Below are 23808 nucleotides of genomic sequence, written 5' to 3' on the forward strand. Positions count from 1 at the left end.
GGGAAACGACGGGGCGCAAGCCTCGCTACGATGGGTTATCCGGACCGGACACGGGCACCGGATCCGCTGAGGAGCGCTCTTGCCAGACGAGGTCCAGCCAATCTCCGCCGCGCAGCCCGACCCGCAGGCCGAGCAGGCCACGGCGGCCGCCGCCACGCCCCCGCCGGCTCCGCCGGCGCCGCCGGTCAAGCCCGCGCCCGCGAAGTCGGCCGGGTCCTCCAACCGGGTGCGCGCCCGTCTCGCCCGGCTCGGCGTGCAGCGCTCGAACCCGTACAACCCGGTACTGGAGCCCCTGCTCCGCATAGTCCGCAGCAACGACCCGAAGATCGAGACGTCGACGCTGCGCCAGCTCGAACAGGCCTACCAGGTGGCCGAGCGCTGGCACCGCGGCCAGAAGCGCAAGAGCGGCGACCCGTACATCACCCACCCGCTCGCGGTGACCACGATCCTCGCCGAGCTCGGCATGGACCCGGCCACCCTGATGGCCGGTCTGCTGCACGACACCGTCGAGGACACCGAGTACGGCCTCGAAGACCTGCGCCGCGACTTCGGCGACGCCGTGGCCCTGCTCGTCGACGGCGTCACCAAGCTCGACCGGGTGAAGTTCGGCGAGGCCGCCCAGGCCGAGACCGTCCGCAAGATGGTCGTGGCGATGGCCAAGGACCCGCGCGTCCTGGTCATCAAGCTCGCCGACCGGCTGCACAACATGCGCACCATGCGTTACCTCAAGCGGGAGAAGCAGGAGAAGAAGGCCCGCGAGACCCTTGAGATCTACGCCCCGCTGGCACACCGGCTGGGCATGAACACCATCAAGTGGGAGCTCGAAGACCTCTCCTTCGCGATCCTCTACCCGAAGATGTACGACGAGATCGTGCGTCTGGTCGCCGAGCGCGCGCCCAAGCGGGACGAGTACCTGGCCGTCGTCACCGACGAGGTGATGGTCGACCTCAGAGCCGCCCGGATCAAGGCCACCGTCACGGGCCGCCCGAAGCACTACTACAGCGTCTACCAGAAGATGATCGTCCGCGGCCGCGACTTCGCGGAGATCTACGACCTGGTGGGCATCCGGGTGCTGGTGGACACCGTCCGGGACTGCTACGCCGCCCTTGGCACCGTGCACGCGCGGTGGAACCCGGTCCCCGGCCGGTTCAAGGACTACATCGCGATGCCCAAGTTCAACATGTACCAGTCGCTCCACACGACGGTCATCGGGCCCAGCGGCAAGCCCGTCGAGCTGCAGATCCGCACCTTCGACATGCACCGCCGCGCCGAGTACGGCATCGCCGCGCACTGGAAGTACAAGCAGCAGACCGTCGCCGGCACCTCCAAGGTACGGACCGACGTCCCGCAGGCCGCCAAGGGCAGCGCCGGCCAGGACACGGTCAACGACATGGCCTGGCTGCGCCAGCTGCTGGACTGGCAGAAGGAGACCGAGGACCCGGGCGAGTTCCTCGACTCGCTGCGCTTCGACCTCTCCCGCAACGAGGTCTTCGTCTTCACCCCCAAGGGCGACGTCATAGCGCTGCCCGCCGGCGCCACCCCCGTGGACTTCGCGTACGCCGTCCACACCGAGGTCGGCCACCGCACCATAGGGGCCAGGGTCAACGGCCGCCTGGTCCCGCTGGAGTCCACGCTCGACAACGGCGACCTGGTCGAGGTCTTCACGTCCAAGGCCGAGGGCGCCGGCCCGTCCCGCGACTGGCTGGGCTTCGTCAAGTCCCCGCGGGCCCGCAACAAGATCCGCGGCTGGTTCTCCAAGGAGCGTCGCGACGAGGCCATCGAGCACGGCAAGGACGCCATCGCGCGGGCCATGCGCAAGCAGAACCTGCCGATCCAGCGCATCCTGACCGGCGACTCGCTCGTCACCCTCGCCCACGAGATGCGCTACCCCGACATCTCCTCCCTGTACGCGGCGATCGGCGAGGGCCATGTGGCCGCGCAGGGAGTCGTACAGAAGCTGGTGTCGGCCCTCGGCGGCGAGGAAGCGGCCAACGAGGACATCGAGGAGTCGATCCCGCCCGCCCGCGGCCGCGGCAAGCGGCGCAGCAACGCCGACCCGGGTGTCGTCGTCAAGGGCGTCGACGACGTGTGGGTCAAGCTGGCCCGCTGCTGCACCCCTGTGCCGGGCGACCCGATCATCGGGTTCGTCACGCGGGGCAGTGGCGTATCGGTTCACCGCGCGGACTGCGTCAACGTCGACTCCCTCTCCCAGCAGCCCGAGCGGATGCTGGAGGTCGAGTGGGCGCCCACCCAGTCCTCGGTCTTCCTGGTCGCCATCCAGGTCGAGGCGCTGGACCGGTCCCGGCTGCTGTCCGACGTCACCCGCGTCCTCTCGGACCAGCACGTCAACATCCTCTCGGCGGCCGTCCAGACCTCCCGCGACCGGGTGGCCACCTCCCGGTTCACCTTCGAGATGGGCGACCCCAAGCACCTCGGCCACGTCCTCAAGGCCGTTCGGGGTGTGGAGGGCGTGTACGACGTCTACCGCGTCACCTCTGCCCGTAGGCCGTAGCGGTACGCGGGTACGCACGAGGGCCCCGGTACGGAATCCGTACCGGGGCCCTCGTGTCAGACGTACATCAGCCGCCGAACTCCTCCAGGCCCTTCAGCGCCTGGTCCAGCAGGGCCTGGCGGCCCTCCAGTTCCCGGGCCAGCTTGTCGGCCTTCGCGTTGTTGCCCGCGGCGCGCGCCGCGTCGATCTGCTCACGCAGCTTGTCGACGGCCGCCTGGAGCTGACCCGTCAGACCGGCCGCACGCGCCCGCGCCTCCGGGTTCGTACGACGCCACTCGCCCTCCTCGGCCTCCTGGATCGCCCGCTCCACCGCGTGCATCCGGCCCTCGACCTTCGGCCGGGCGTCCCGCGGCACGTGGCCGATGGCCTCCCAGCGCTCGTTGAGGGAGCGGAACGCGGCACGGGCCGCCTTCAGGTCCGTGATCGGGACGAGCTTCTCGGCCTCGTCGGCCAGCTCCTCCTTCAGCTTCAGGTTCTCCACCTGCTCGGCGTCGCGCTCCGCGAACACCTCGCTGCGGGCCGCGAAGAACACGTCCTGCGCACCGCGGAAACGGTTCCACAGGTCGTCCTCGGACTCGCGCTGCGCCCGGCCCGCCGCCTTCCAGTCCGCCATCAGCTCGCGGTAGCGGGCGGCCGTCGGACCCCAGTCGGTCGACTTCGACAGCGACTCGGCTTCCGCGACCAGCTTCTCCTTGACCTTGCGGGCATCCTCGCGCTGCGCGTCCAGCGAGGCGAAGTGCGCCTTGCGGCGCTTGGAGAAGGCGGAACGGGCGTGCGAGAAGCGGTGCCACAGCTCGTCGTCCGACTTGCGGTCCAGGCGCGGCAGCCCCTTCCAGATGTCCACCAGGGCGCGCAGCCGCTCACCGGCACTGCGCCACTGGTCGCTCTGCGCCAGCTGCTCGGCCTCGACGACCAGCGCGTCCTTGGCCGCACGGGCCTCGTCCGTCTGCTTGGCCTTCTGGACCTTGCGCTCCTCGCGGCGCGACTCCACGGTCGCGACCAGCTTGTCCAGCCGCACGCGCAAGGCGTCGAGGTCGCCCACGGCATGGTGCTCGTCGACCTGCGTACGCAGGTGGTCGATCGCCGTCTGCGCGTCCTTCGCGGACAGATCAGTGGTCCGCACCCGCTTTTCGAGGAGGCCGATCTCGACCACCAGGCCCTCGTACTTGCGCTCGAAATAGGCCAGGGCCTCCTCAGGGGTGCCCGCCTGCCACGAACCGACGACCTTCTCGCCATCGGCAGTACGCACGTACACGGTGCCCGTCTCGTCGACTCGGCCCCACGGGTCGCTGCTCACAGCGCCTCCTCCACCTGATGCCTGCGAGGGGTCCACCCCCTGGGCATCGTCCACAGTTTCCTGGGGCGGGCAGCGCCCGCCCTGCACAACGCCAACATAGGCGACCGCCGGGCCGGCTGTCCGCATCCCGCACGACGGAATTCGCCGTACGGACGGGAGGCCGGCCGGGCCCGGGGCCGCGGGGGCCCGTCAGCTCTGGGTGACGGTGCCCTTCTCGATCTTCACCTCGTTCTTCGGCGGACCGTCCTGGCCGCCGTCGGCCGTACCGGCCTTGGCGATGTCCTCCAGGACCTTCAGGCCGGCCGCGTCGATCTTGCCGAAGGGGGTGTACGACGGCGCCAGCGGGCTGTCCTTGTAGACGAGGAAGAACTGGCTGCCGCCCGATCCGGGCTGACCGGTGTTGGCCATCGCGACCGTGCCGGCCGGGTAGATGACCTGGCCCTGCTCGTTCGCCTTGCCGAGGGAGTCCAGGTTCTCGTCCGGGATGTTGTAGCCGGGGCCGCCCATGCCGGTGCCCTCGGGGTCACCGCACTGGAGCACGAAGATCCCGCCGGCCGTCAGCCGGTGGCACTTCGTGTTGTCGAAGTAGCCCTTGTCGGCGAGGGACTTGAAGGAGTTCACCGTCTGCGGGGTCTTCGACGCGTCCATCGTGAAGTTGACGTCGCCGGCACTGGTCTTCAGGGCGAAGGTGTACTTCGCCTTCTGGTCGATCGCCATCTCCGGCGAGGGGGACTGCTTGGGCGTGGGCGCCGCCGAGGACGACGGGTTCGCCGACGGGTCCGCCGCCTGGTCCTTCTTGTCCTTGTCGAAGACGCCGCCCACGACCAGGCCGACCAGCGTCGCGACCACCACGGCCACCGCCGCGCCGATCACGGCCGCGCGCCGGCGGCCCTTCTGCCGGGCCTCGGCCCGACGCTTCTGCTGGCGCTCGTACTTCTCCTTGGCGAGCTGTCGCCGCCGCTGATCGCTCGTGACCACCGGGTCGTCTCCTTGTGCGTGATGGGTACTGCTGTCCGGGCTGGGATAGGCCGTACCGTATATGGGTTCGCTGTGTAATGAGGGGCGCCGGTAGGCTCTGAGCAGCAGCATTCCGATCTGCAGCCTCCCGCCGGACGACGATTGAGGACGAACGTGCTGATTGCCGGGTTCCCCGCAGGGGCTTGGGGGACCAACTGTTACGTGGTCGCCCCCGCCGCCGGTGAGGAGTGCGTCATCATCGACCCGGGCCACCAGGCCGCCCAGGGTGTCGAGGAGACGCTGAAGAAGCATCGGCTCAAGCCCGTCGCGGTCGTGCTGACCCATGGCCACATCGATCATGTGGCCTCGGTGGTCCCGGTGTGCGGAGCACACGACGTACCGGCCTGGATCCATCCCGAGGACCGCTACATGATGAGCGACCCGGAGAAGGCCCTCGGCCGCTCCATCGGGATGCCGCTCATGGGCGAGCTGACCGTGGGGGAGCCGGACGACGTCCGCGAGCTGACCGACGGCGCCGCCCTGAAGCTGGCCGGCATGGACTTCTCCGTGGCGCACGCGCCGGGGCATACCAAGGGGTCGGTGACCTTCCGGATGCCCGAGTTGGCCGACATTCCGCCGGTCTTCTTCTCGGGTGACCTGCTCTTCGCCGGCTCCATCGGACGCACCGACCTGCCCGGCGGCTCCCACGCCGAGATGCTCGAATCGCTGGGCCGTGTGTGCCTGCCGCTCGACGACTCGACCGTGGTGCTGTCCGGCCACGGTCCCCAGACCACCATCGGCCGCGAGCGCGCGACCAACCCGTTCCTGCGGGAAGTCGCCGCCGGCCTGGGAGACGGCACCGCCGCTCCACGACGAGGAATGTGACGAGAGATCCGTGAGCACCTTCAAGGCCCCCAAGGGCACGTACGACCTGATCCCGCCGTACTCGGCCAAGTACCTGGCGGTTCGCGAGGCGATCTCCGGCCCGCTGCGCAAGTCCGGCTACGGATACGTCGAGACGCCGGGCTTTGAGGACGTGGACCTCTTCGCGCGCGGTGTCGGCGAATCCACCGACATCGTGACGAAGGAGATGTACACCCTCACCACGAAGGGCGGCGCCAACCTCGCGCTGCGCCCGGAGGGCACCGCCTCCGTGCTGCGCGCGGCGCTGGAGGCCAACCTCCACAAGGCCGGCGGCCTGCCGGTCAAGCTCTGGTACTCCGGCTCGTACTACCGCTACGAGCGCCCGCAGAAGGGCCGCTACCGCCACTTCTCGCAGGTCGGCGCCGAGGCGATCGGCGCCGAGGACCCGGCCCTGGACGCCGAGCTGATCATCCTGGCCGACCAGGCGTATCGCTCGCTGGGCCTGCGCAACTTCCGGATTCTGCTGAACTCCCTGGGCGACGCCGAGTGCCGGCCGGTCTACCGGGAGGCGCTCCAGGGGTTCCTCCGCGGCCTGGACCTGGACGAGGAAACGCTGCGCCGGGCTGAGATCAACCCCCTGCGCGTGCTCGACGACAAGCGTGAGGCCGTCCAGAAGCAGCTGGTCGGTGCACCGATGCTGCGTGACTACCTGTGTGACGCCTGCAAGGCGTACCACTCGGAGGTCCGCGAGCTGATCACCGCTGCGGGCGTGGTCTTCGAGGACGACGAGAAGTTGGTGCGCGGGCTCGACTACTACACGCGCACCACCTTCGAGTTCGTCCACGACGGTCTGGGCTCGCAGTCCGCGGTGGGCGGCGGCGGCCGGTACGACGGTCTGTCCGAGATGATCGGCGGACCGGCGCTTCCGTCGGTGGGCTGGGCGCTCGGTGTGGACCGCACGGTGCTGGCACTCGAGGCCGAGGGCGTCGAGCTGGACATCCCGGCCGCCACCAGCGTCTTCGCGGTCGCGCTGAGCGACGAGGCCCGGAAGGTGCTCTTCGCAGCCGTCACCGAGCTGCGCAAGGCGGGCGTCGCGGCCGACTTCTCGTACGGTTCGAAGGGCCTCAAGAGCCACATGAAGAACGCCAACCGGTCCGGAGCTCCGCTCACGGTGGTCGCCGGTGAGCGCGACCTCGCGGAGGGCGTCGTGCAGCTGAAGGACATGGAGTCCGGCGAACAGACGGCCGTGCCGGTCGCCGAGCTGGTCGACACGGTCCGGGCGCGCCTGGCCTGACGGCGGCGGGGCTTGGGACGGGGACGGGGCCGGGGAAGTTTCCGCGGCCCCGTCCTTTCACAGGTACATGCGGCACAATGGCCGGTGCTTGTTGACCTTGCAGATGTGGAGCGGGCGGTATGACGACACGAGGTACGGACGCGGACACCGCCCCGAGGACGGCCGTCGGGGGAAGCCGGGCCCTGGCCCTGCTGCTGGTGATCACCGGAGCCGCGGGCCTGCTCGCCGCCTGGATCATCACGCTCGACAAGTTCAAGCTGCTGGAGGACCCGAACTTCACGCCGGGCTGCAGCCTGAACCCGATCGTCTCCTGCGGCAACATCATGAAGAGCGACCAGGCGTCCGCCTTCGGCTTCCCGAACCCGATGCTCGGACTGGTCGCCTACGGGATCGTGATCTGCGTCGGAATGAGCCTGCTGGCGGGGGCCCGGTTCCGGCCCTGGTACTGGCTGACGCTGAACGCGGGCACCCTCTTCGGCGTCGTCTTCTGCGCCTGGCTCATGTACCAGTCGCTCTACAACATCAACTCGCTGTGCCTGTGGTGCTGCCTGGCCTGGGTCGCCACGATCTTCATGTTCTGGTACGTCACCGCCCACAACGTGCGCCAGGGGCTGCTGCCGGCTCCGGGCTGGCTGAAGGGCTTCCTCGACGAGTTCACCTGGGTCCTGCCGGTGCTGCACGTCGGGATCATCGGGATGCTGATCCTGACCCGCTGGTGGGACTTCTGGACCTCCTGACGGCGGCCGGGCCTGTCAGTGGGCTCGCATAGGCTTCCGGTGTGGAACCAGACCTGTTCACCGCCGCTGCCGAAGACCGCCAGGAGAAGGACCCCGCGAGCTCACCGCTCGCCGTCCGGATGCGCCCGCGCACCCTGGACGAGGTCGTCGGCCAGCAGCACCTGCTGAAGCCCGGATCACCGCTGCGGCGGCTGGTCGGGGAAGGGGCCGGGGGCCCGGCCGGTGCCTCGTCGGTGATCCTGTGGGGCCCGCCAGGCACGGGAAAGACCACGCTCGCGTATGTGGTCAGCCAGGCCACGCAGAAGCGTTTCGTGGAGCTCTCCGCCATCACCGCCGGTGTCAAGGAAGTACGGGCCGTCATCGAGGGCGCGCGGCGCGCGGCCGGTGGGTACGGCAAGGAGACCGTCCTCTTCCTCGACGAGATCCACCGCTTCAGCAAGGCACAGCAGGACTCCCTGCTCCCGGCCGTCGAGAACCGCTGGGTGACGCTGATCGCGGCGACCACGGAGAACCCGTACTTCTCGATCATCTCCCCGCTGCTGTCGCGTTCGCTGCTGCTGACGCTGGAACCGCTGACGGACGAGGACCTCAGCGCGCTGATGCGGCGTGCGCTCACCGAGGACCGCGGCCTGGGCGGCGCGGTGTCCCTGCCGGCGGACGCCGAAGCACACCTGCTGCGGATCGCCGGGGGCGATGCCCGGCGCGCGCTGACCGCGCTGGAGGCGGGGGCCGGGTCGGCCATCGCCAAGGGCGAGGGCGAGATCACCCTCCAGACGGTGGAGGAGGCGGTCGACCGGGCGGCCGTCAAGTACGACCGGGACGGCGACCAGCACTACGACGTGGCGAGCGCGCTGATCAAGTCGATCCGCGGCTCGGACGTGGACGCCGCGCTGCACTATCTGGCGCGGATGATCGAAGCGGGGGAGGACCCCCGGTTCATCGCGCGCCGCCTGATGATCTCGGCGAGCGAGGACATCGGCCTGGCGGATCCGACGGCCCTGCCGCTCGCGGTGGCCGCGGCCCAGGCGGTGGCGCTGATCGGCTTCCCGGAAGCCGCCCTGACCCTCTCGCACGCGACGATCGCGCTGGCGCTGGCCCCGAAGTCGAACACGGCGACGACCGCGATCGGCGCGGCGCTGGCCGACGTACGGGCCGGGCTGGCGGGCTCGGTCCCGCCGCACCTGCGGGACGGGCACTACAAGGGCGCGGCGAAGCTCGGGCACGCGCAGGGGTACGTGTACCCGCACGACGTGCCGGGCGCGATCGCCGCGCAGCAGTACGCGCCGGACGAGATCCACGGCAAGCGGTACTACGAGCCGACGCGGTACGGCGCCGAGGCGCGGTACGCGGACGTGGTGGAGAAGGTCCGGGAGCGGCTGCGCGGCGCGTGAGGGTGCGGCGGGGCCAGGACGGCGAGGCGGATGCGCCGGCAGCTCGGGGGTGAGGCGTCCGAATGGTCCTGCCGGATGGGTAGAGGAGCGCCGCCCGTGGAACGGATGGCAGCGGTCAATCCCACTCCCCGCATCGAGGTGCACCATGAGCCCGACTCCTGCCGAGCCCAACCGCCGTACGAAGAAGACCGCCGCAGGCAAGAAGACCGCCGCGCGCAAGAAATCCGCCACCGGGAAGCCCGGCGGCGGCGTCGGATCCGGTGAGTACCGGTCCGGCCCCCTGGCCGGTACCGCGCTGGTGTCCGGCGAGACGTTCCGGGCCAAGGGCCTCCCGTACGCCGAGGTGGACGGGATGGCGGTGTTCGAGGGCGACATCGTCCTCGGCAGCGTGAAGCAGCTGCGGGACCCGGGCGCGATGGACGCCCCGGTACTCCACTCGGTGGGAATCACCGGCCCGCAGTTCCGCTGGCCGAACGCCACCGTGCCCTTCGAGATCGACCCCGGCCTTCCCAACCCGCAGCGCGTCACGGACGCGATCGCGCACTGGCAGGCCCACACCCGTATCCGGTTCGTCCCGCGAACGGCTTCCGACATGAATTTCGTGAGCTTCGTCCCGGGCGGAGGCTGCTCGTCGAACGTCGGCCGCCAGGGCGGCCGGCAGCTCGTCACCCTGGGCTCCCAGTGCTCCACCGGCAACGCCATTCACGAGATCGGCCACACGGTGGGCCTGTGGCACGAGCAGAGCCGCGAGGACCGCGACCAGTTCGTCGAGATCGTGTTCTCTAACATCGACCCGGCCATGCAGCACAACTTCCTCCGGCACGTCGCCGACGGCGACGACCTCGGGCCCTACGACTACGGCTCGATCATGCACTACCAGCCCGGGGCGTTCGCCATCGACGACACCAAGCCGACCATCGTCGCGCGGCAGCCGCTGCCCCCCGGCGTGGTCATGGGCCAGCGCAGCGGTCTGTCCCAGGGCGACATCGACGGAGTCCACGCGATGTACCCGGCGCCGTCCACGTTCAAGGAACCCGTCAAGGACCCCGTCTTCGACATGAAGGGCCCCGGCAAGGACCCGATCAAGGACCCCGTCTTCGACTTCCCCAAGGCCCCCCCACTGGACGGGCTGACTGGGCAGGGCGGCGCCCCCTTCGTGCTGGCCACTCCGCACCAGGCACCCGGCCTGGCCGGCGGTCAGGGCGACGGGCTGGCCGAGCAGGTGCGCCAGCTCACCCAGCTCGTGGGTGCGCTTCAGCAGAGCGTGTCGCTGCTCGCCGGTGGCGCCGGTCCCGCCCGATGATCCTGGTCGTCTCCTACGACGAGGACCACGCCCTCGGGGTCATCCGCCGACTGGAGTCGGACGGCCGCGAAGTGGTCCGCATCGACCTGGCCGACTTCCCCGCCCGCGGCGCGATCACCCTCGAGTACGCCGCGGGCGGGGAGCCGGTCCACACGCTGACGCCGCCCACCGGGCGCATCCGGCTCGACCGGTGCCGGGTCGCCTGGTGGCGGCGGGTGCGCCCGTTCACCGTCGACGGAGCGCTGGGTACGGCCCGGGACCAGCACTTCGCCGCCAGCGAGACGGGTCAGGCCGTGCACGGCCTGTTCCACTCGCTCGGCTGCACCTGGGTCAACCCCCCCTCACTGGACGGGATCGCCCACCACAAGCCGTACCAGTGGGAGGTCGTGCGCCGCGTCGGTCTGACGCTGCCGCGCACCCTGGTCACCAACGAGCCGGAGCGGGCACGCCGGTTCATCGAGGAGGTGGGTGTCGGACGGACCGTCTTCAAGGCCTTCGTCGCCGCCGCCGACGACGCGTGGCGGGAGACCCGGCTCGTCCGGAGGGAGTACCTGGACCAGCTGGACTCCGTCCGCTACGCCCCGGTGATCTTCCAGGAGTTCGTGCCCGGAGCGGACCTGCGGGTGACCGTGGTCGGCGATCGCGTCTTCGCCGCCGAGATCGACGCCTCGGGCACGAGCTACCCGGTGGACATGCGGATGGTGGTCGGTGAGGCCGCGGTGCGGCCGGTGGCGCTCCCCGCGGCACTCACCCGTACCCTCCTGCGCCTGATGCGCGGCCTCGGCCTGGTGTACGGGGCCGTGGACCTGCGCAGGCGCCCCGATGGGCAGTACGTGTTCTTCGAGGTGAATCCGGCGGGGCAGTGGCTCTTCGTGGAGGAGCGGACAGGGCTTCCGATCACCAGCGAAGTCGCCGCGCTCCTGTCCCGGATCGACGACCAGGACCCGGCCGGGCAGCCGCGGCGGCCGGTGGCGGGCCGGACGGCATGACCGCCACCGTGCGGGGCTTCGTGGCCATGCCCCCGGACGCGCCCTCGGCGGTGGCGGCTCGTCTCCTGGTGGAGGTCCGGAACGTCTCCCGGGCCGACGCGCCCTCCACCGTGGTGGGAGCCCAGGTCCAGACGGACGTCCCGCTGGCGCCGGACGGCCGCGTCCCCTTCGACGTGCAGGTGCCCGCTCTCGACCCCGGCGCCTCGTACGGACTGCGTGTCCATGTCGACTTCTCCGGCACGGGCACCGTGGAACCGGGCGACATGATCAATACCCAGTCCGTGCCCGTCACCCCGGGTTCCGCGCAGGAACTGCTCGCCCCGGTGGCCTGGGTGTGAGCGGGCGCGGCCCTCGACCGCCCAGGTGCCGGCCACCTGCTCTCAGTGAGCGGCCGCGGCGAAGAGGGTGCGCATCGCCCGGCGCAGGCCGCAGATGTCCGCCACCGGGTCCGGGAAGTCGAAGCGGGCGTCGAAGGTGCCCGCGGCGCCGCCGGCGAAGCGCACGCGCAGGCCGAGCCGGTCCAGGGCGAGCGGGACGGCGGTCACGCCCCCGGCCTCTCGGGAGCCGAGCATGCCGCACAGCTCGCCGATGCGGTCGCCGTGGGCGGAGTGCAGGTGCTGGAGCAGCTCCGCCTCGTGCGCGACCATCGGGTCCGGCTCCGCGGCGGCCAGGTCCTCCGGGGTGACGTGCTCGGCGCCCCACAGGTCGTCCACCGAGATCTCGCCGACCTCCAGGCGCAGCAGCATCCAGGCCGGGCGGCCGGAGTACGCGGCGGCGTGGGGGCCCTCGGGGAAGTCGGACATCCCCAGCAGCTCACCCACCGGATGGCGCTCGGCGAGCAGGGCCGCGCAGGCCGCGCGGTCGGTCCCGCGCACCGGCGTCAGCCACCCGGCGAGCCAGGCGCGACCTCGGATACGATGTGGCACGGACACCGGCGCCACATCCGTGATCTCGATCACGGCGGTGAGGTCGTCGTCCTGGGCGTGAGCGGCTGCCCTGGCAGCCGCGGATTCCCCGGAAACAAGGAGAATCACGTCCCCGTCCGGGGTGACGGTCCGTGCGGCCGGCATCCCTGTCCCGAGCTCTGCCTGGTCATGAGCACCGAGCAGGGTGAGGGATACTGAGGCGTTGGACTCTACGAGGGTTCGTACGCGTTCGGCTCCGGTGAGCTGCCGAACGCCTTCCCTGGGACGCGGCTGACCTTGCTTATCGTCGTCGAAAGCAGATTCCGTTTCGTTGGAATCTGAACTTCGATGCGCACTGGGCAGGGGGATCCCATGTGGTCGAGACATTACGTCCTCCTCGCTAAGGTAAGCCTCACCTAACTTACATGGAGGTAGGTTCCACGTGAACCAGAAGCGACCCAAGGTCAAGAAGTCGCGTGCCCTCGGCATTGCGCTGACCCCGAAGGCCGTCAAGTACTTCGAGGCCCGCCCCTACCCGCCGGGCGAGCACGGCCGTGGCCGCAAGCAGAACTCGGACTACAAGGTTCGTCTGCTCGAGAAGCAGCGTCTGCGCGCCCAGTACGACATCTCTGAGCGTCAGATGGCTCGCGCCTACGACCGCGCCAAGAAGGCCGAAGGCAAGACGGGCGAGGCGCTTGTCGTCGAGCTCGAGCGTCGCCTCGACGCCCTGGTTCTGCGTTCGGGCATCGCCCGCACCATCTACCAGGCCCGCCAGATGGTCGTTCACGGCCACATCGAGGTCAACGGTGACAAGGTCGACAAGCCGTCGTTCCGTGTCCGCCCGGACGACGTCATCACCGTTCGCGAGCGCAGCCGCGAGAAGGTTCCGTTCCAGGTTGCCCGTGAGGGTGGCTACGCAGGCGAGGGCGAGACCCCGCGCTACCTGCAGGTCAACCTGAAGGCCCTGGCCTTCCGCCTGGACCGCGACCCGAACCGCAAGGAAATCCCGGTCATCTGCGACGAGCAGCTCGTCGTCGAGTACTACGCCCGCTGATGCAGGCCTAGTCTCACCGACTGGTCAACCCGCCGTCCCCTTCGGGGCGGCGGGTTTCCTGTATGCCCCCGTCCTGGAATCCGGTACGGCCGGGGATCTCCGGCGCGATAGGGTCGGAGGGCGCATCTTCAAGCAGTTTCAGGTACAGACAGAGAGCGGTGTGACGTGTCCGGAGTAGAGGTGGCCGGGATCATCGTGGCCGTCTTCTGGGCCATCCTGATCTCCTTCCTCGCCGTGGTGCTGGTGAGGCTGGCCCAGGTACTCAGGGCGACCACCAAGCTGGTGGCCGACGTGACCGACCAGGCGGTGCCGCTGCTGGCCGACGCCTCCACCACCGTCCGCTCCGCGCGCACCCAGCTCGACCGGGTCGACGCCATCGCGAGCGACGTCCAGGAGGTCACGTCCAACGCCTCCGCGCTGTCCTCCACCGTGGCCTCCGCCTTCGGCGGCCCCCTGGTGAAGGTCGCGGCCTTCGGCTACGGCGTCCGCAAGGCGCTGGGCCGTACGGACGACGTGCCCGTGAAGACAACCCGACGTACCGTGATCGTTGGCCGTACGGTGCCGGCGGCCCGGCGCCGGAAGCAGAAGGGCTGAGACCGCCGATGTTCCGCCGAGCCTTCTGGTTCACCGCAGGCGCAGCCGCCGGCGTGTGGGCCACCACCAAGGTCAACCGCCAGCTCAAGAAGCTGACGCCGGAGAGCCTGGCAGCCCAGGCGGCCGACAAGGCCGTGGAGGCGGGTCACCGCCTCAAGGACTTCGCCCTCGACGTCAAGGCGGGAATGACGCAGCGCGAGGACGAGCTGAACGATGCACTGGGGCTGGGGCGGGACGCCATAGACCCAGCCCGGCCCGACAACGTCACCGCCCTTCCGGGGCCGCGACGGCTGCGGGCCATCGAGAACGACAAGACGATCCACCGACCTAAGTTTTCGTACGACCGGAATGAGGACCACTGATGGAGTCGGCTGAAATTCGCCGCCGCTGGCTGAGCTTCTTCGAGGAGCGCGGTCACACCGTCGTCCCTTCGGCGTCGCTCATCGCGGACGACCCGACTCTGCTGCTGGTCAACGCGGGCATGGTCCCGTTCAAGCCGTACTTCCTCGGTGAGACCAAGCCCCCGGCCCCCCGTGCCACCAGCGTGCAGAAGTGCGTCCGTACGCCGGACATCGAAGAGGTCGGCAAGACCACCCGCCACGGCACGTTCTTCCAGATGTGCGGCAACTTCTCCTTCGGCGACTACTTCAAGGAAGGCGCCATCAAGTACGCCTGGGAGCTGCTGACCAGCTCCGTGGCGGACGGTGGCTACGGCCTTGAGCCCGAGAAGCTCTGGATCACGGTCTACCTCGACGACGACGAGGCCGAGCAGATCTGGCGCGAGAAGATCGGCGTCCCCGCCGAGCGCATCCAGCGCCTGGGCAAGAAGGACAACTTCTGGTCCATGGGCGTCCCGGGCCCCTGCGGTCCGTGCTCCGAGATCAACTACGACCGCGGCCCCGAGTTCGGCGTCGAGGGCGGCCCGGCCGTCAACGACGAGCGCTACGTGGAGATCTGGAACCTGGTCTTCATGCAGTACGAGCGCGGCGCCGGCGACGGGAAGGAAGACTTCCCGATCCTCGGCGACCTGCCGTCGAAGAACATCGACACCGGTCTCGGCCTCGAGCGCCTCGCGATGATCCTGCAGGGCGTGCAGAACATGTACGAGACCGACACCCTGCGCGTGGTCATGGACAAGGCCACCGAGCTGACCGGCGTGCAGTACGGCGCCGCCCAGGGCACCGACGTGTCGATGCGCGTGGTCGCCGACCACATCCGCACCTCCGTCATGCTCATCGGCGACGGCGTCACCCCCGGCAACGAGGGCCGCGGCTACGTGCTGCGCCGCATCATGCGCCGCGCCATCCGCAACATGCGCCTCATGGGTGCCACGGGCCCGGTCGTCCAGGACCTCGTCGACGTCGTGATCAACACGATGGGGCAGCAGTACCCGGAGCTCGTCACCGACCGCAAGCGCATCGAGACCGTCGCGCTCGCCGAAGAGGCCGCCTTCCTCAAGGCCGTCAAGGGTGGCACCAACATCCTCGACACCGCCGTGACCGAGACCAAGGCCGCCGGCGGCACGGTTCTCTCCGGTGACAAGGCGTTCCTGCTCCACGACACCTGGGGCTTCCCGATCGACCTCACCCTGGAGATGGCCGCCGAGCAGGGCCTCTCCGTGGACGAGCCCGGCTTCCGCCGCCTGATGCAGGAGCAGCGCGACCGGGCCAAGGCCGACGCCAAGGCCAAGAAGACCGGTCACGCGGACATGTCCGCCTACCGGGAGATCGCCGACGGCTCCGGCGCCACCGAGTTCACCGGCTACGCCACCACCCAGGGCGAGTCCACCATCGTCGGCCTGCTGGTCAACGGCGTCTCCGCGCCCGCCGCCTCCGAGGGCGACGAGGTCGAGGTCGTCCTCGACCGCACCCCGTTCTACGCCGAGGGCGGCGGCCAGCTCGCCGACCAAGGCCGCATCAAGCTCGACTCGGGCGCCGTCATCGTCGTCCGCGACGTGCAGCAGCCCGTCCCGGGCGTCTCCGTGCACAAGGGCTCCGTCCAGGTCGGCGAGGTGACGGTGGGCGCCTCCGCGTACGCCGCCATCGACATCAACCGCCGCCGGGCCATCGCCCGTGCCCACTCGGCCACGCACCTGACCCACCAGGCGCTGCGCGACGCCCTCGGCCCCACGGCCGCCCAGGCCGGTTCCGAGAACTCGCCCGGCCGCTTCCGCTTCGACTTCGGCTCGCCGAACGCCGTCCCCGGCTCGGTCCTCACCGACGTCGAGCAGAAGATCAACGACGTGCTCTCCCGCGAGCTCGACGTCACCGCCGAGATCATGAGCATCGACGAGGCGAAGAAGCAGGGCGCCATCGCCGAATTCGGCGAGAAGTACGGCGAGCGCGTGCGCGTGGTCACCATCGGCGACTTCTCCAAGGAGCTGTGCGGCGGTACCCACGTCGGCAACACCAGCCAGCTCGGCCTGGTGAAGCTGCTCGGCGAATCCTCCATCGGCTCCGGCGTGCGCCGCGTCGAGGCCCTCGTCGGCGTGGACGCGTACAACTTCCTCGCCAAGGAGCACACGGTCGTCGCCCAGCTCCAGGAGCTGGTCAAGGGCCGTCCGGAGGAGCTGCCGGAGAAGATCGCCTCCATGCTCGGCAAGCTGAAGGACGCCGAGAAGGAGATCGAGAAGTTCCGCGCGGAGAAGGTCCTGCAGGCCGCCGCCGGTCTTGCCGCCAACGCCCAGGACATCCACGGCGTCGCCCTGGTCGTCGGCCAGGTGGCGGACGGCATCGGCGCCGACGACCTGCGCAAGCTGGTCCTCGACGTCCGCGTCCGCATCCCCGGCGACCGCCCGGCGGTCGTGGCCCTGTTCACCGTGGCGAACGACCGCCCGCTGACCGTCATCGCCACCAACGAGGCCGCCCGCGAGCGCGGTCTCAAGGCCGGCGACCTGGTCCGTACGGCCGCCAAGACCCTCGGTGGCGGCGGTGGCGGCAAGCCGGACGTCGCCCAGGGCGGTGGCCAGGACGCGGCCGCCATCCCGCAGGCCATCAGCGCCGTCGAGCGTCTCGTCGTAGAGACGGCCTGACGATGACTCTGCGCCGTGGCCGCCGGCTGGCCATCGATGTCGGTGACGCCCGGATCGGGGTTGCCTCGTGCGACCCCGATGGGGTGTTGGCCACACCGGTGGAGACCGTCCCGGGCCGGGACATTCCCTTTGCCCACCGGCGGCTGCGGCAGCTCGTCGAGGAGTACGAGCCCCTGGAAGTCGTGGTCGGCCTGCCCCGCTCGCTCAGCGGGCGGGAGGGGCCGGCCGCGGCCAAGGTGCGCGTCTTCGCGAACGAACTCGCAAAGGGCATCAAGCCGGTGACGGTCCGTCTGGTGGACGAGCGGATGACCACGGTCACCGCCGCCCAGGGCCTGCGGGCCTCCGGAAAGAACGCCAAGAAGGGCCGTGCGGTCATCGACCAGGCGGCCGCTGTGGTGATCCTTCAGAACGCTCTTGAGACCGAACGGGTATCAGGTAATCCGCCCGGTGAGTGCGTCGAAGTGGTTGTCTGATCGCGATACGGTAACGTTCCGCGCGATGAGACGGCATTCGAACAGCCGTCGCCCACCGTCAAAGAGGCGGAACCGGGTGCCACGGATGACGGAATCCGTGGCCTCCGTCTCGCGGCTCTAGGGGACCGATGACTGAGTATGGCCGGGGCCGTGGTCCCGAACCGTGGCACCCCGAGGATCCCCTGTACGGGGACCAGGGGTGGACCGGGCACCAGACCCAGCAGGGCCAGGCGCCTTACGGCGGTGCCCCGCAGCAGGAGTATTCGCAGGAGCCGCAGTACCCACAGCAGCAGCAGTACCAGCAGCAGTACCCCGAGTACCCGCAGCAGCAGCAATACCCGCAGCAGCAGTACCCGGAGTACCAGCAGCCGCAGCAGTACGCCGAGCAGCAGCAGGCCTATGCCCCGCAGCAGCCGCACCCCCAGCAGCACCCCCAGGCCCACCCGCAGCACCAGCACCAGCACCAGCACCAGCAGCCGGTGTACGACACCCAGGGCTGGGACACCGGCCAGGGCCAGTACATGGCCGCGGTGCAGGCGGACCCCTACGTGGGCGCGGACCCTTACGCCCAGCAGCCCGTCGCGGGCTACCCGGGCGAGGCCCCCGACCTCTACACCACGGACGAGGCCTACCCGCCGCCGCAGCCCCCGGGTCGGCGCCACCTGGAACCGGAACCGGTCGAGCAGGAGGAAGAGGAGCCCGAGAGCGGCTTCCTCGCGGGCGGCGGCGGCGGCCGCGACGGCGATGACGACGGTGACGAGCCGTCCGGCGGCGGTCGCCGGGGCGGCCGTTCGAAGGGCGGCAAGCCCAAGCAGCGCAGCGGCGCCGCCTGCCTGATCGCCACGCTCGTGATCGTGGGCGTGCTCGGCGGTGGCGGCTACTACGGCTACACCTACATCAAGGCCCGGTTCGGCGCGCCCGAGGACTACGTGGGCGAAGGCGCCGGCCAGTCGATCGACGTCGAGATCCCCAAGGGCTCGGGTCTCCTCCAGATGGGCGTCATCCTCAAGAAGGCCGGCGTCGTCGCCAGCGCACAGGCGTTCGCCGACGCCGCTGCCAAGCTCCCCCCGGGCAAGGCCATCCAGGCGGGCGTCTACCCGCTGAAGAAGAAGATGTCCGCCGCGGCCGTCGTCGCGGTGATGAGCGACCCCTCGAAGCTGAACGTGGTGACGGTCCCCGAGGGCAAGCGCAACGCCGAGGTCTACAAGCTGATCGACGCGAAGCTGGGCAAGCCGGAGGGCACCACCAACGAGATCGCCAGGCGCGAGGCCAAGAACATGGGCCTGCCCGCCTGGGCCGCCAACCCGAAGGCGATCGACCCCCTCGAAGGGTTCCTGTACCCGGCGCGCTACGACCTCAGCAGCGACACCACGCCCGAGTCCCTGCTCAAGCAGATGGTCAAGAACGCGACCGACAAGTACGGGGAGCTGGGCGTCGAGACCAAGGCCAAGGAACTCGGTCTGGAGAATCCGCTCCAGGTCGTCACCGTGGCGAGCCTCGTCAACGCCGAGGGCAAGAACCACGACGACTTCCGGAAGATGGCGGAGGTGGTCTACAACCGCCTCAAGAAGACGAACGACGTCACCAACCAGAAGCTCGAGTTCGACTCGACGTACAACTACATCAAGGGCAAGAGCGAGATCAACTTCTCGCTCAAGGAAGCCCGGGCGTTCGAGCACCCCTACAACACGCACAATGTCAAGGGATTGCCGCCCGGCCCGATCGGGAACCCGGGCGCGGACGCCCTGAGCGCTACGCTCAACCCCGATCATGGTGGCTGGATGTTCTTCGTGTCGGTCGACGGCGACAAGACGACCTTCACCCAGACCTACGAGGAGCACCAGAAGCTGGCCGACGAGTTCCTCGCGCGGCAGAAGCAGAAGAACGGCGGGTAGCAGGACATGTCACGGATACGGGCCGCGGTGCTGGGTTCGCCCATCGAGCACTCCCTCTCGCCGGTGCTGCACCGTGCCGCCTATCAGGAGCTCGGCCTCGACGACTGGTCGTACGACCGCTTCGAGATCGACGAGGCCGCGCTCCCGGAGTTCGTCGCCGGCCTCGGCCCCGAGTGGGCCGGGCTGTCGCTGACCATGCCGCTGAAGCGGGCGATCATCCCGCTGCTGGACGGCATCAGCGACACGGCCGCCGCCGTCGAGGCCGTCAACACGGTCGTCCTCACCGAGGACGGCCGCCGCCTCGGCGACAACACCGACATCCCCGGCATCGTCGCCGCGCTCCACGAGCGCGGAGTCGAGAAGGTGCCCTCCGCCGCCATCCTCGGCGCCGGAGCCACCGCGTCCTCGGCGCTCGCCGCGCTCTCGCGGATCTGCTCCGGCGAGGTCACGGCGTACGTCCGCTCGCAAGCCCGGGGCGACGAGATGCGGCAGTGGGGCGAGCGGCTCGGGGTCCCCGTCCGTACGGCCGACTGGTCCGAGGCGGCCGAGGCGCTGGCCGCGCCGCTCGTGATCGCGACCACCCCGGCCGGTACGACGGACTCGCTGGCCGCGTCCGTCCCGGCCGCGGCCGGGACCCTCTTCGACGTCCTCTACGACCCCTGGCCGACGTCCCTCGCCGCGGCCTGGTCGCGACAGGGCGGCAAGGTGGTCGGCGGGCTGGACCTCCTGGTCCACCAGGCGGTGCTCCAGGTCGAGCAGATGACGGGCCGCACCCCGGGCCCGCTGGCCGCCATGAGGGCTGCCGGAGAGCGGGCGCTCGCCACCCGTTAGGCTTTCCACCTGCGTATTTCACGGGGGTGGCATGAACGAGTCAGGCACGGATCAGATACTCGCGTCGAAGTGGGACCTCCCCTTCGTCATCTTCTCGGTCCTCAGAGTGGCCTTCGGCGGGCTGCCGCTCTGGGTCAAGGCGATCGTCATCGGACTCGTCGGTTCCGTCGTCGCGTGGATGGCGTTCACCTGGCTCCGCGACCGCGGCCGGAGGGTCACCTGATGGACAGGGCGTCCGATAGTTGGACCGGGGCCCGGTAAACCCCTCCGGACATGGGAGGATCGGGTGAGGCGGGTCCGGGCCGCGCACTCCTCCAGCTACCGCTGGGAGGTGCCCCCAGATCGCGCCGTAGCCGAACCAGGCGCGAGCATGAGGAGCATCGTTGAGCAGGTTGCGTTGGCTGACCGCCGGGGAGTCGCACGGACCGGCACTGGTGGCGACGCTGGAGGGGCTTCCCGCCGGCGTCCCGGTCACCACCGAGCTGGTGGCCGACCACTTGGCCCGGCGCCGGCTCGGCTATGGCCGCGGTGCCCGGATGAAGTTCGAGCAGGACGAGATCACCTTCCTGGGTGGCGTCCGGCACGGGCTGTCGCTGGGTTCCCCCGTGGCGGTCATGGTCGGCAACAGCGAGTGGCCCAAGTGGGAGACGGTCATGTCGGCCGACCCGGTCGACCCCTCGCTGCTCAAGGACACCGGCCGCAACGCCCCGCTGACCCGTCCGCGCCCCGGCCACGCCGACCTCGCGGGCATGCAGAAGTACGGCTTCGACGAGGCCCGGCCGATCCTGGAGCGCGCCAGCGCCCGTGAGACCGCCGCCCGCGTCGCCCTCGGCGCGATCGCCCGGTCCTTCCTCAAGGAGGTCGCGGGCATCGAGATCGTCTCGCACGTGGTCGAACTGGCCGCGGCCAAGGCCCCGTACGGCGTCTACCCGACCCCCGCCGATGTCGACAAGCTCGACGCCGACCCGGTGCGCTGCCTCGACGCCGACGCGAGCAAGGCGATGGTCGCGGAGATCGACCAGGCCCACAAGGACGGCGACACCCTCGGCGGCGTCGTCGAGGTGCTGGCCTACGGCGTCCCCGTCGGCCTCGGCTCGCACGTCCACTGGGACCGGCGCCTCGACGCCCGCCTGGCGGCCGCGCTCATGGGCATCCAGGCCATCAAGGGAGTCGAGGTCGGCGACGGCTTCGAGCTCGCCCGCGTGCCCGGCTCGAAGGCGCACGACGAGATCGTCTCCACCCCCGAGGGCCTCAAGCGCACCTCCGGCCGCTCCGGCGGCACCGAGGGCGGCCTGACCACCGGCGAACTGCTGCGCGTACGGGCCGCGATGAAGCCCATCGCGACCGTTCCGCGCGCGCTGGCGACCGTCGACGTCGCCACCGGCGAGGCGACGGTGGCCCACCACCAGCGCTCCGACGTGTGCGCCGTGCCGGCCGCCGGCATCGTCGCCGAGGCCATGGTCGCCCTGGTGCTGGCCGACGCCGTCGTCGAGAAGTTCGGCGGCGACTCGGTCCCCGAGACCCGCCGCAACGTCCGCTCGTACCTCGACAACCTGCAGATCCGGTGACCGGCGGACCGCTGGTCGTCCTCGTCGGCCCCATGGGCTCCGGCAAGTCCACCGTGGGGGCGCTGCTCGCCGAACGGCTCGGCGTCCCCTACCGGGACACCGACGCCGACATCGTCGCGGACCAGGGCCGGGAGATCTCCGACCTCTTCGTCGACGAGGGCGAACCGTACTTCCGTGAGCTGGAGCGCCGCGCGGTGGCCGCCGCCGTCGCCGAGCACACCGGAGTCCTCGCCCTCGGCGGCGGCGCCGTCCTCGACGAGGGCACCCGCAAGCTGCTGACCGGCCTGCCCGTCGCCTATCTGTCGATGGACGTCGAGGAAGCCGTACGGCGCGTGGGCCTCGGCGCCGCGCGCCCGCTGCTGGCCGTCAACCCGCGCCGCCAGTGGCGCGAGCTGATGGACGCCCGGCGCCCCCTGTACACCGAAGTCGCGCGCGTCGTGGTGGCCACCGACGACCGCACCCCCGAAGAGGTCGCCCAGGCGGTCCTCGACGCTCTGGAGTTGAAGGACGTATGACGGACCAGGTGACGCGGATCCAGGTCGGCGCGAGCGCAGGCCACGACGCGTACGAGGTGCTGGTCGGGCACCAGCTGCTCGGCGAGCTCGGCACCCTGATCGGTACGAAGGCCCAGCGGGTCGCCGTGATCCACCCCGAGGCGCTGGCCTCGACCGGTGAGGCACTGCGCGACGACCTCGCCGAGCAGGGCTACGAGGCGGTCGCCATCCAGGTGCCGAACGCCGAGGAGGCCAAGACGGCCGAGGTGGCCGCGTACTGCTGGAAGGCGCTCGGCCAGTCCGGCTTCACCCGCACCGACGTGGTCGTCGGCGTCGGCGGGGGAGCCACCACCGACCTCGCGGGCTTCGTGGCGGCCACCTGGCTGCGCGGGGTGCGCTGGATCGCGGTGCCGACCACCGTCCTCGCGATGGTGGACGCCGCGGTCGGCGGCAAGACCGGCATCAACACCGCCGAGGGCAAGAACCTGGTGGGCGCCTTCCACCCGCCGGCCGGTGTGCTGTGCGACCTGGCGGCGCTGGACTCGCTGCCGGTCAACGACTACGTCAGCGGCCTCGCCGAGATCATCAAGGCCGGATTCATCGCCGACCCGGTGATCCTCGACCTGATCGAGGCGGACCCGCAGGCGGCCCGTACGCCCGCCGGCCCGCACACCGCCGAGCTCATCGTGCGCTCCATCCAGGTCAAGGCCGACGTGGTCTCCAGCGACCTCAAGGAGTCCGGACTCCGCGAGATCCTCAACTACGGCCACACCCTCGCGCACGCCATCGAGAAGAACGAGCGCTACAAGTGGCGGCACGGCGCGGCCGTGTCGGTCGGCATGGTCTTCGCGGCCGAACTCGGGCGGCTCGCGGGCCGCCTGGACGACGCGACGGCCGACCGGCACAAGGCGGTGCTCGCCTCGGTGGGGCTGCCGCTGACCTACCGCGGCGACCAGTGGCCCCAGCTGCTCCAGACCATGCAGGTCGACAAGAAGTCCCGCGGCAACCTGCTGCGCTTCATCGTCCTCGACGGGCTGGGCAAGCCGACGGTCCTGGAGGGCCCCGACCCGGCGCACCTGGTCGCCGCGTACGGCGAGGTATCGGCGTGAGCCGCCGCGTGTTCGTGCTGAACGGCCCGAACCTGGGGCGGCTCGGCTCGCGCGAGCCCGATGTGTACGGGGCCACCTCGTACGCGGGGCTGGTGGAGAGCTGCCGCTCGCTGGGCGAGGAGCTCGGCTTCGACGTCGAGGTCCGCGAGACCAACGACGAGGGCGAGATCGTGCGCTGGCTGCACGAGGCGGCCGACGGCAAGATCCCCGTGGTCATCAACCCGGGGGCCTTCACCCACTACTCGTACGCCATGCGGGACGCGGCCGCGCAGCGCACGGCGCCGCTGATCGAGGTGCACATCTCGAACCCGTACGCCCGCGAGGAGTTCCGGCACACCTCGGTCATCGCGGCCGTGGCGACCGGGACGGTGGCGGGTTTCGGCATCGGTTCGTACCGGCTGGCGCTGCGGGCACTGGCGGACGAGATCGCCGCCTGACACCCTGCGTGTCGGTGCTGGTGGACGGTCCGACCTCCGCGGTCATATAACGTTCTCGCATCAGTCGCCGGAA

General features: G+C 70.3%; 23 protein-coding genes. 20 read left to right on the plus strand and 3 right to left on the minus strand.

The window, feature by feature from the left end; genetic code table 11:
* Positions 1-79: 79 nt before the first annotated feature.
* Positions 80-2512, plus strand: coding sequence for a RelA/SpoT family protein (locus ACZ45T_RS07675; protein WP_468438471.1), 2433 nt, complete (start codon positions 80-82; stop codon positions 2510-2512).
* A 67-nt stretch (positions 2513-2579) separates the two neighbouring features.
* On the opposite strand, the gene ACZ45T_RS07680 is transcribed toward ACZ45T_RS07675, so the two are convergent.
* Entirely contained in the window at positions 2580-3809 is a 1230-nt protein-coding gene (locus ACZ45T_RS07680) for a DUF349 domain-containing protein (RefSeq protein ID WP_468438473.1), read from the minus strand.
* A gap of 189 nt (positions 3810-3998) precedes the next feature.
* Positions 3999-4787 (minus strand): peptidylprolyl isomerase, encoded by a 789-nt coding sequence (locus tag ACZ45T_RS07685; protein WP_468438475.1) that lies wholly within the window; start codon positions 4785-4787, stop codon positions 3999-4001.
* 153 nt (positions 4788-4940) lie between these two features.
* Here ACZ45T_RS07685 and ACZ45T_RS07690 point away from each other — a divergent pair, with 153 nt between their 5' ends.
* From ACZ45T_RS07690 to ACZ45T_RS07720, 7 genes are all read left to right on the plus strand, one after another.
* On the plus strand, positions 4941-5651 hold the full coding sequence (locus ACZ45T_RS07690) for an MBL fold metallo-hydrolase (protein WP_468438477.1): 711 nt from the start codon (positions 4941-4943) through the stop codon (positions 5649-5651).
* Between the two features lie 10 nt (positions 5652-5661).
* Positions 5662-6924 carry a histidine--tRNA ligase gene (gene hisS, locus ACZ45T_RS07695; protein ID WP_468438479.1) on the plus strand — a complete coding sequence of 421 codons (1263 nt, stop codon included), beginning with the start codon at positions 5662-5664 and terminating at the stop codon, positions 6922-6924.
* A 119-nt stretch (positions 6925-7043) separates the two neighbouring features.
* A complete protein-coding gene (locus tag ACZ45T_RS07700) occupies positions 7044-7661 on the plus strand; it encodes a vitamin K epoxide reductase family protein (protein WP_468438481.1) in 618 nt (205 codons plus the stop codon).
* 41 nt (positions 7662-7702) lie between these two features.
* Positions 7703-9052, plus strand: a complete 1350-nt coding sequence (locus tag ACZ45T_RS07705; RefSeq protein WP_468438483.1) for a replication-associated recombination protein A — start codon at positions 7703-7705, stop codon at positions 9050-9052.
* A gap of 145 nt (positions 9053-9197) precedes the next feature.
* Positions 9198-10355 carry a M12 family metallopeptidase gene (locus ACZ45T_RS07710; protein WP_468438485.1) on the plus strand — a complete coding sequence of 386 codons (1158 nt, stop codon included), beginning with the start codon at positions 9198-9200 and terminating at the stop codon, positions 10353-10355.
* The gene (locus ACZ45T_RS07715) at positions 10352-11344 is read left to right on the plus strand and encodes an MvdC/MvdD family ATP grasp protein (RefSeq protein WP_468438487.1); all 993 of its coding nucleotides are present in this window, start codon (positions 10352-10354) and stop codon (positions 11342-11344) included. Before ACZ45T_RS07710 ends, ACZ45T_RS07715 begins: the two co-directional genes overlap by 4 nt.
* Entirely contained in the window at positions 11341-11682 is a 342-nt protein-coding gene (locus ACZ45T_RS07720) for a YbaY family lipoprotein (protein ID WP_468438489.1), read from the plus strand. The genes ACZ45T_RS07715 and ACZ45T_RS07720 overlap by 4 nt, the downstream gene beginning before the upstream one ends.
* A gap of 42 nt (positions 11683-11724) precedes the next feature.
* Here ACZ45T_RS07720 and ACZ45T_RS07725 read toward each other — a convergent pair whose 3' ends face one another.
* Entirely contained in the window at positions 11725-12636 is a 912-nt protein-coding gene (locus ACZ45T_RS07725) for a DUF2470 domain-containing protein (protein WP_468438491.1), read from the minus strand.
* Positions 12637-12691: 55 nt separating this feature from the next.
* On the opposite strand from ACZ45T_RS07725, the gene rpsD reads away from it, so the two are divergent.
* From rpsD to aroQ, 12 genes are all read left to right on the plus strand, one after another.
* Complete coding sequence (gene rpsD, locus ACZ45T_RS07730; RefSeq protein WP_008740451.1) at positions 12692-13303, plus strand: 30S ribosomal protein S4; 612 nt, start codon at positions 12692-12694, stop codon at positions 13301-13303.
* 165 nt (positions 13304-13468) lie between these two features.
* Positions 13469-13897, plus strand: coding sequence for a DUF948 domain-containing protein (locus ACZ45T_RS07735; protein ID WP_468438493.1), 429 nt, complete (start codon positions 13469-13471; stop codon positions 13895-13897).
* Between the two features lie 8 nt (positions 13898-13905).
* Positions 13906-14259 carry a DUF6167 family protein gene (locus tag ACZ45T_RS07740; RefSeq protein WP_468438495.1) on the plus strand — a complete coding sequence of 118 codons (354 nt, stop codon included), beginning with the start codon at positions 13906-13908 and terminating at the stop codon, positions 14257-14259.
* The gene (alaS, locus tag ACZ45T_RS07745) at positions 14259-16928 is read left to right on the plus strand and encodes an alanine--tRNA ligase (protein ID WP_468438497.1); all 2670 of its coding nucleotides are present in this window, start codon (positions 14259-14261) and stop codon (positions 16926-16928) included. The genes ACZ45T_RS07740 and alaS overlap by 1 nt, the downstream gene beginning before the upstream one ends.
* A 2-nt stretch (positions 16929-16930) precedes the next feature.
* Positions 16931-17401 carry a Holliday junction resolvase RuvX gene (gene ruvX, locus ACZ45T_RS07750; RefSeq protein ID WP_266578252.1) on the plus strand — a complete coding sequence of 157 codons (471 nt, stop codon included), beginning with the start codon at positions 16931-16933 and terminating at the stop codon, positions 17399-17401.
* 128 nt (positions 17402-17529) lie between these two features.
* Entirely contained in the window at positions 17530-19296 is a 1767-nt protein-coding gene (gene mltG / locus ACZ45T_RS07755) for an endolytic transglycosylase MltG (protein WP_468438500.1), read from the plus strand.
* A 6-nt stretch (positions 19297-19302) separates the two neighbouring features.
* Positions 19303-20127, plus strand: a complete 825-nt coding sequence (locus ACZ45T_RS07760; protein WP_468438502.1) for a shikimate dehydrogenase — start codon at positions 19303-19305, stop codon at positions 20125-20127.
* A 31-nt stretch (positions 20128-20158) separates the two neighbouring features.
* Positions 20159-20350, plus strand: coding sequence for a hypothetical protein (locus ACZ45T_RS07765; RefSeq protein WP_468438504.1), 192 nt, complete (start codon positions 20159-20161; stop codon positions 20348-20350).
* 160 nt (positions 20351-20510) lie between these two features.
* Positions 20511-21695, plus strand: a complete 1185-nt coding sequence (gene aroC, locus ACZ45T_RS07770; protein ID WP_189972644.1) for a chorismate synthase — start codon at positions 20511-20513, stop codon at positions 21693-21695.
* On the plus strand, positions 21692-22210 hold the full coding sequence (locus ACZ45T_RS07775) for a shikimate kinase (RefSeq protein ID WP_468438506.1): 519 nt from the start codon (positions 21692-21694) through the stop codon (positions 22208-22210). Before aroC ends, ACZ45T_RS07775 begins: the two co-directional genes overlap by 4 nt.
* Complete coding sequence (gene aroB, locus ACZ45T_RS07780) at positions 22207-23298, plus strand: 3-dehydroquinate synthase (protein WP_468438508.1); 1092 nt, start codon at positions 22207-22209, stop codon at positions 23296-23298. Before ACZ45T_RS07775 ends, aroB begins: the two co-directional genes overlap by 4 nt.
* The gene (aroQ, locus tag ACZ45T_RS07785; protein ID WP_468438510.1) at positions 23295-23735 is read left to right on the plus strand and encodes a type II 3-dehydroquinate dehydratase; all 441 of its coding nucleotides are present in this window, start codon (positions 23295-23297) and stop codon (positions 23733-23735) included. Before aroB ends, aroQ begins: the two co-directional genes overlap by 4 nt.
* Positions 23736-23808: the final 73 nt, after the last annotated feature.

The sequence above is a fragment of the Streptomyces sp. NPDC030995 genome (genome assembly GCF_055571215.1).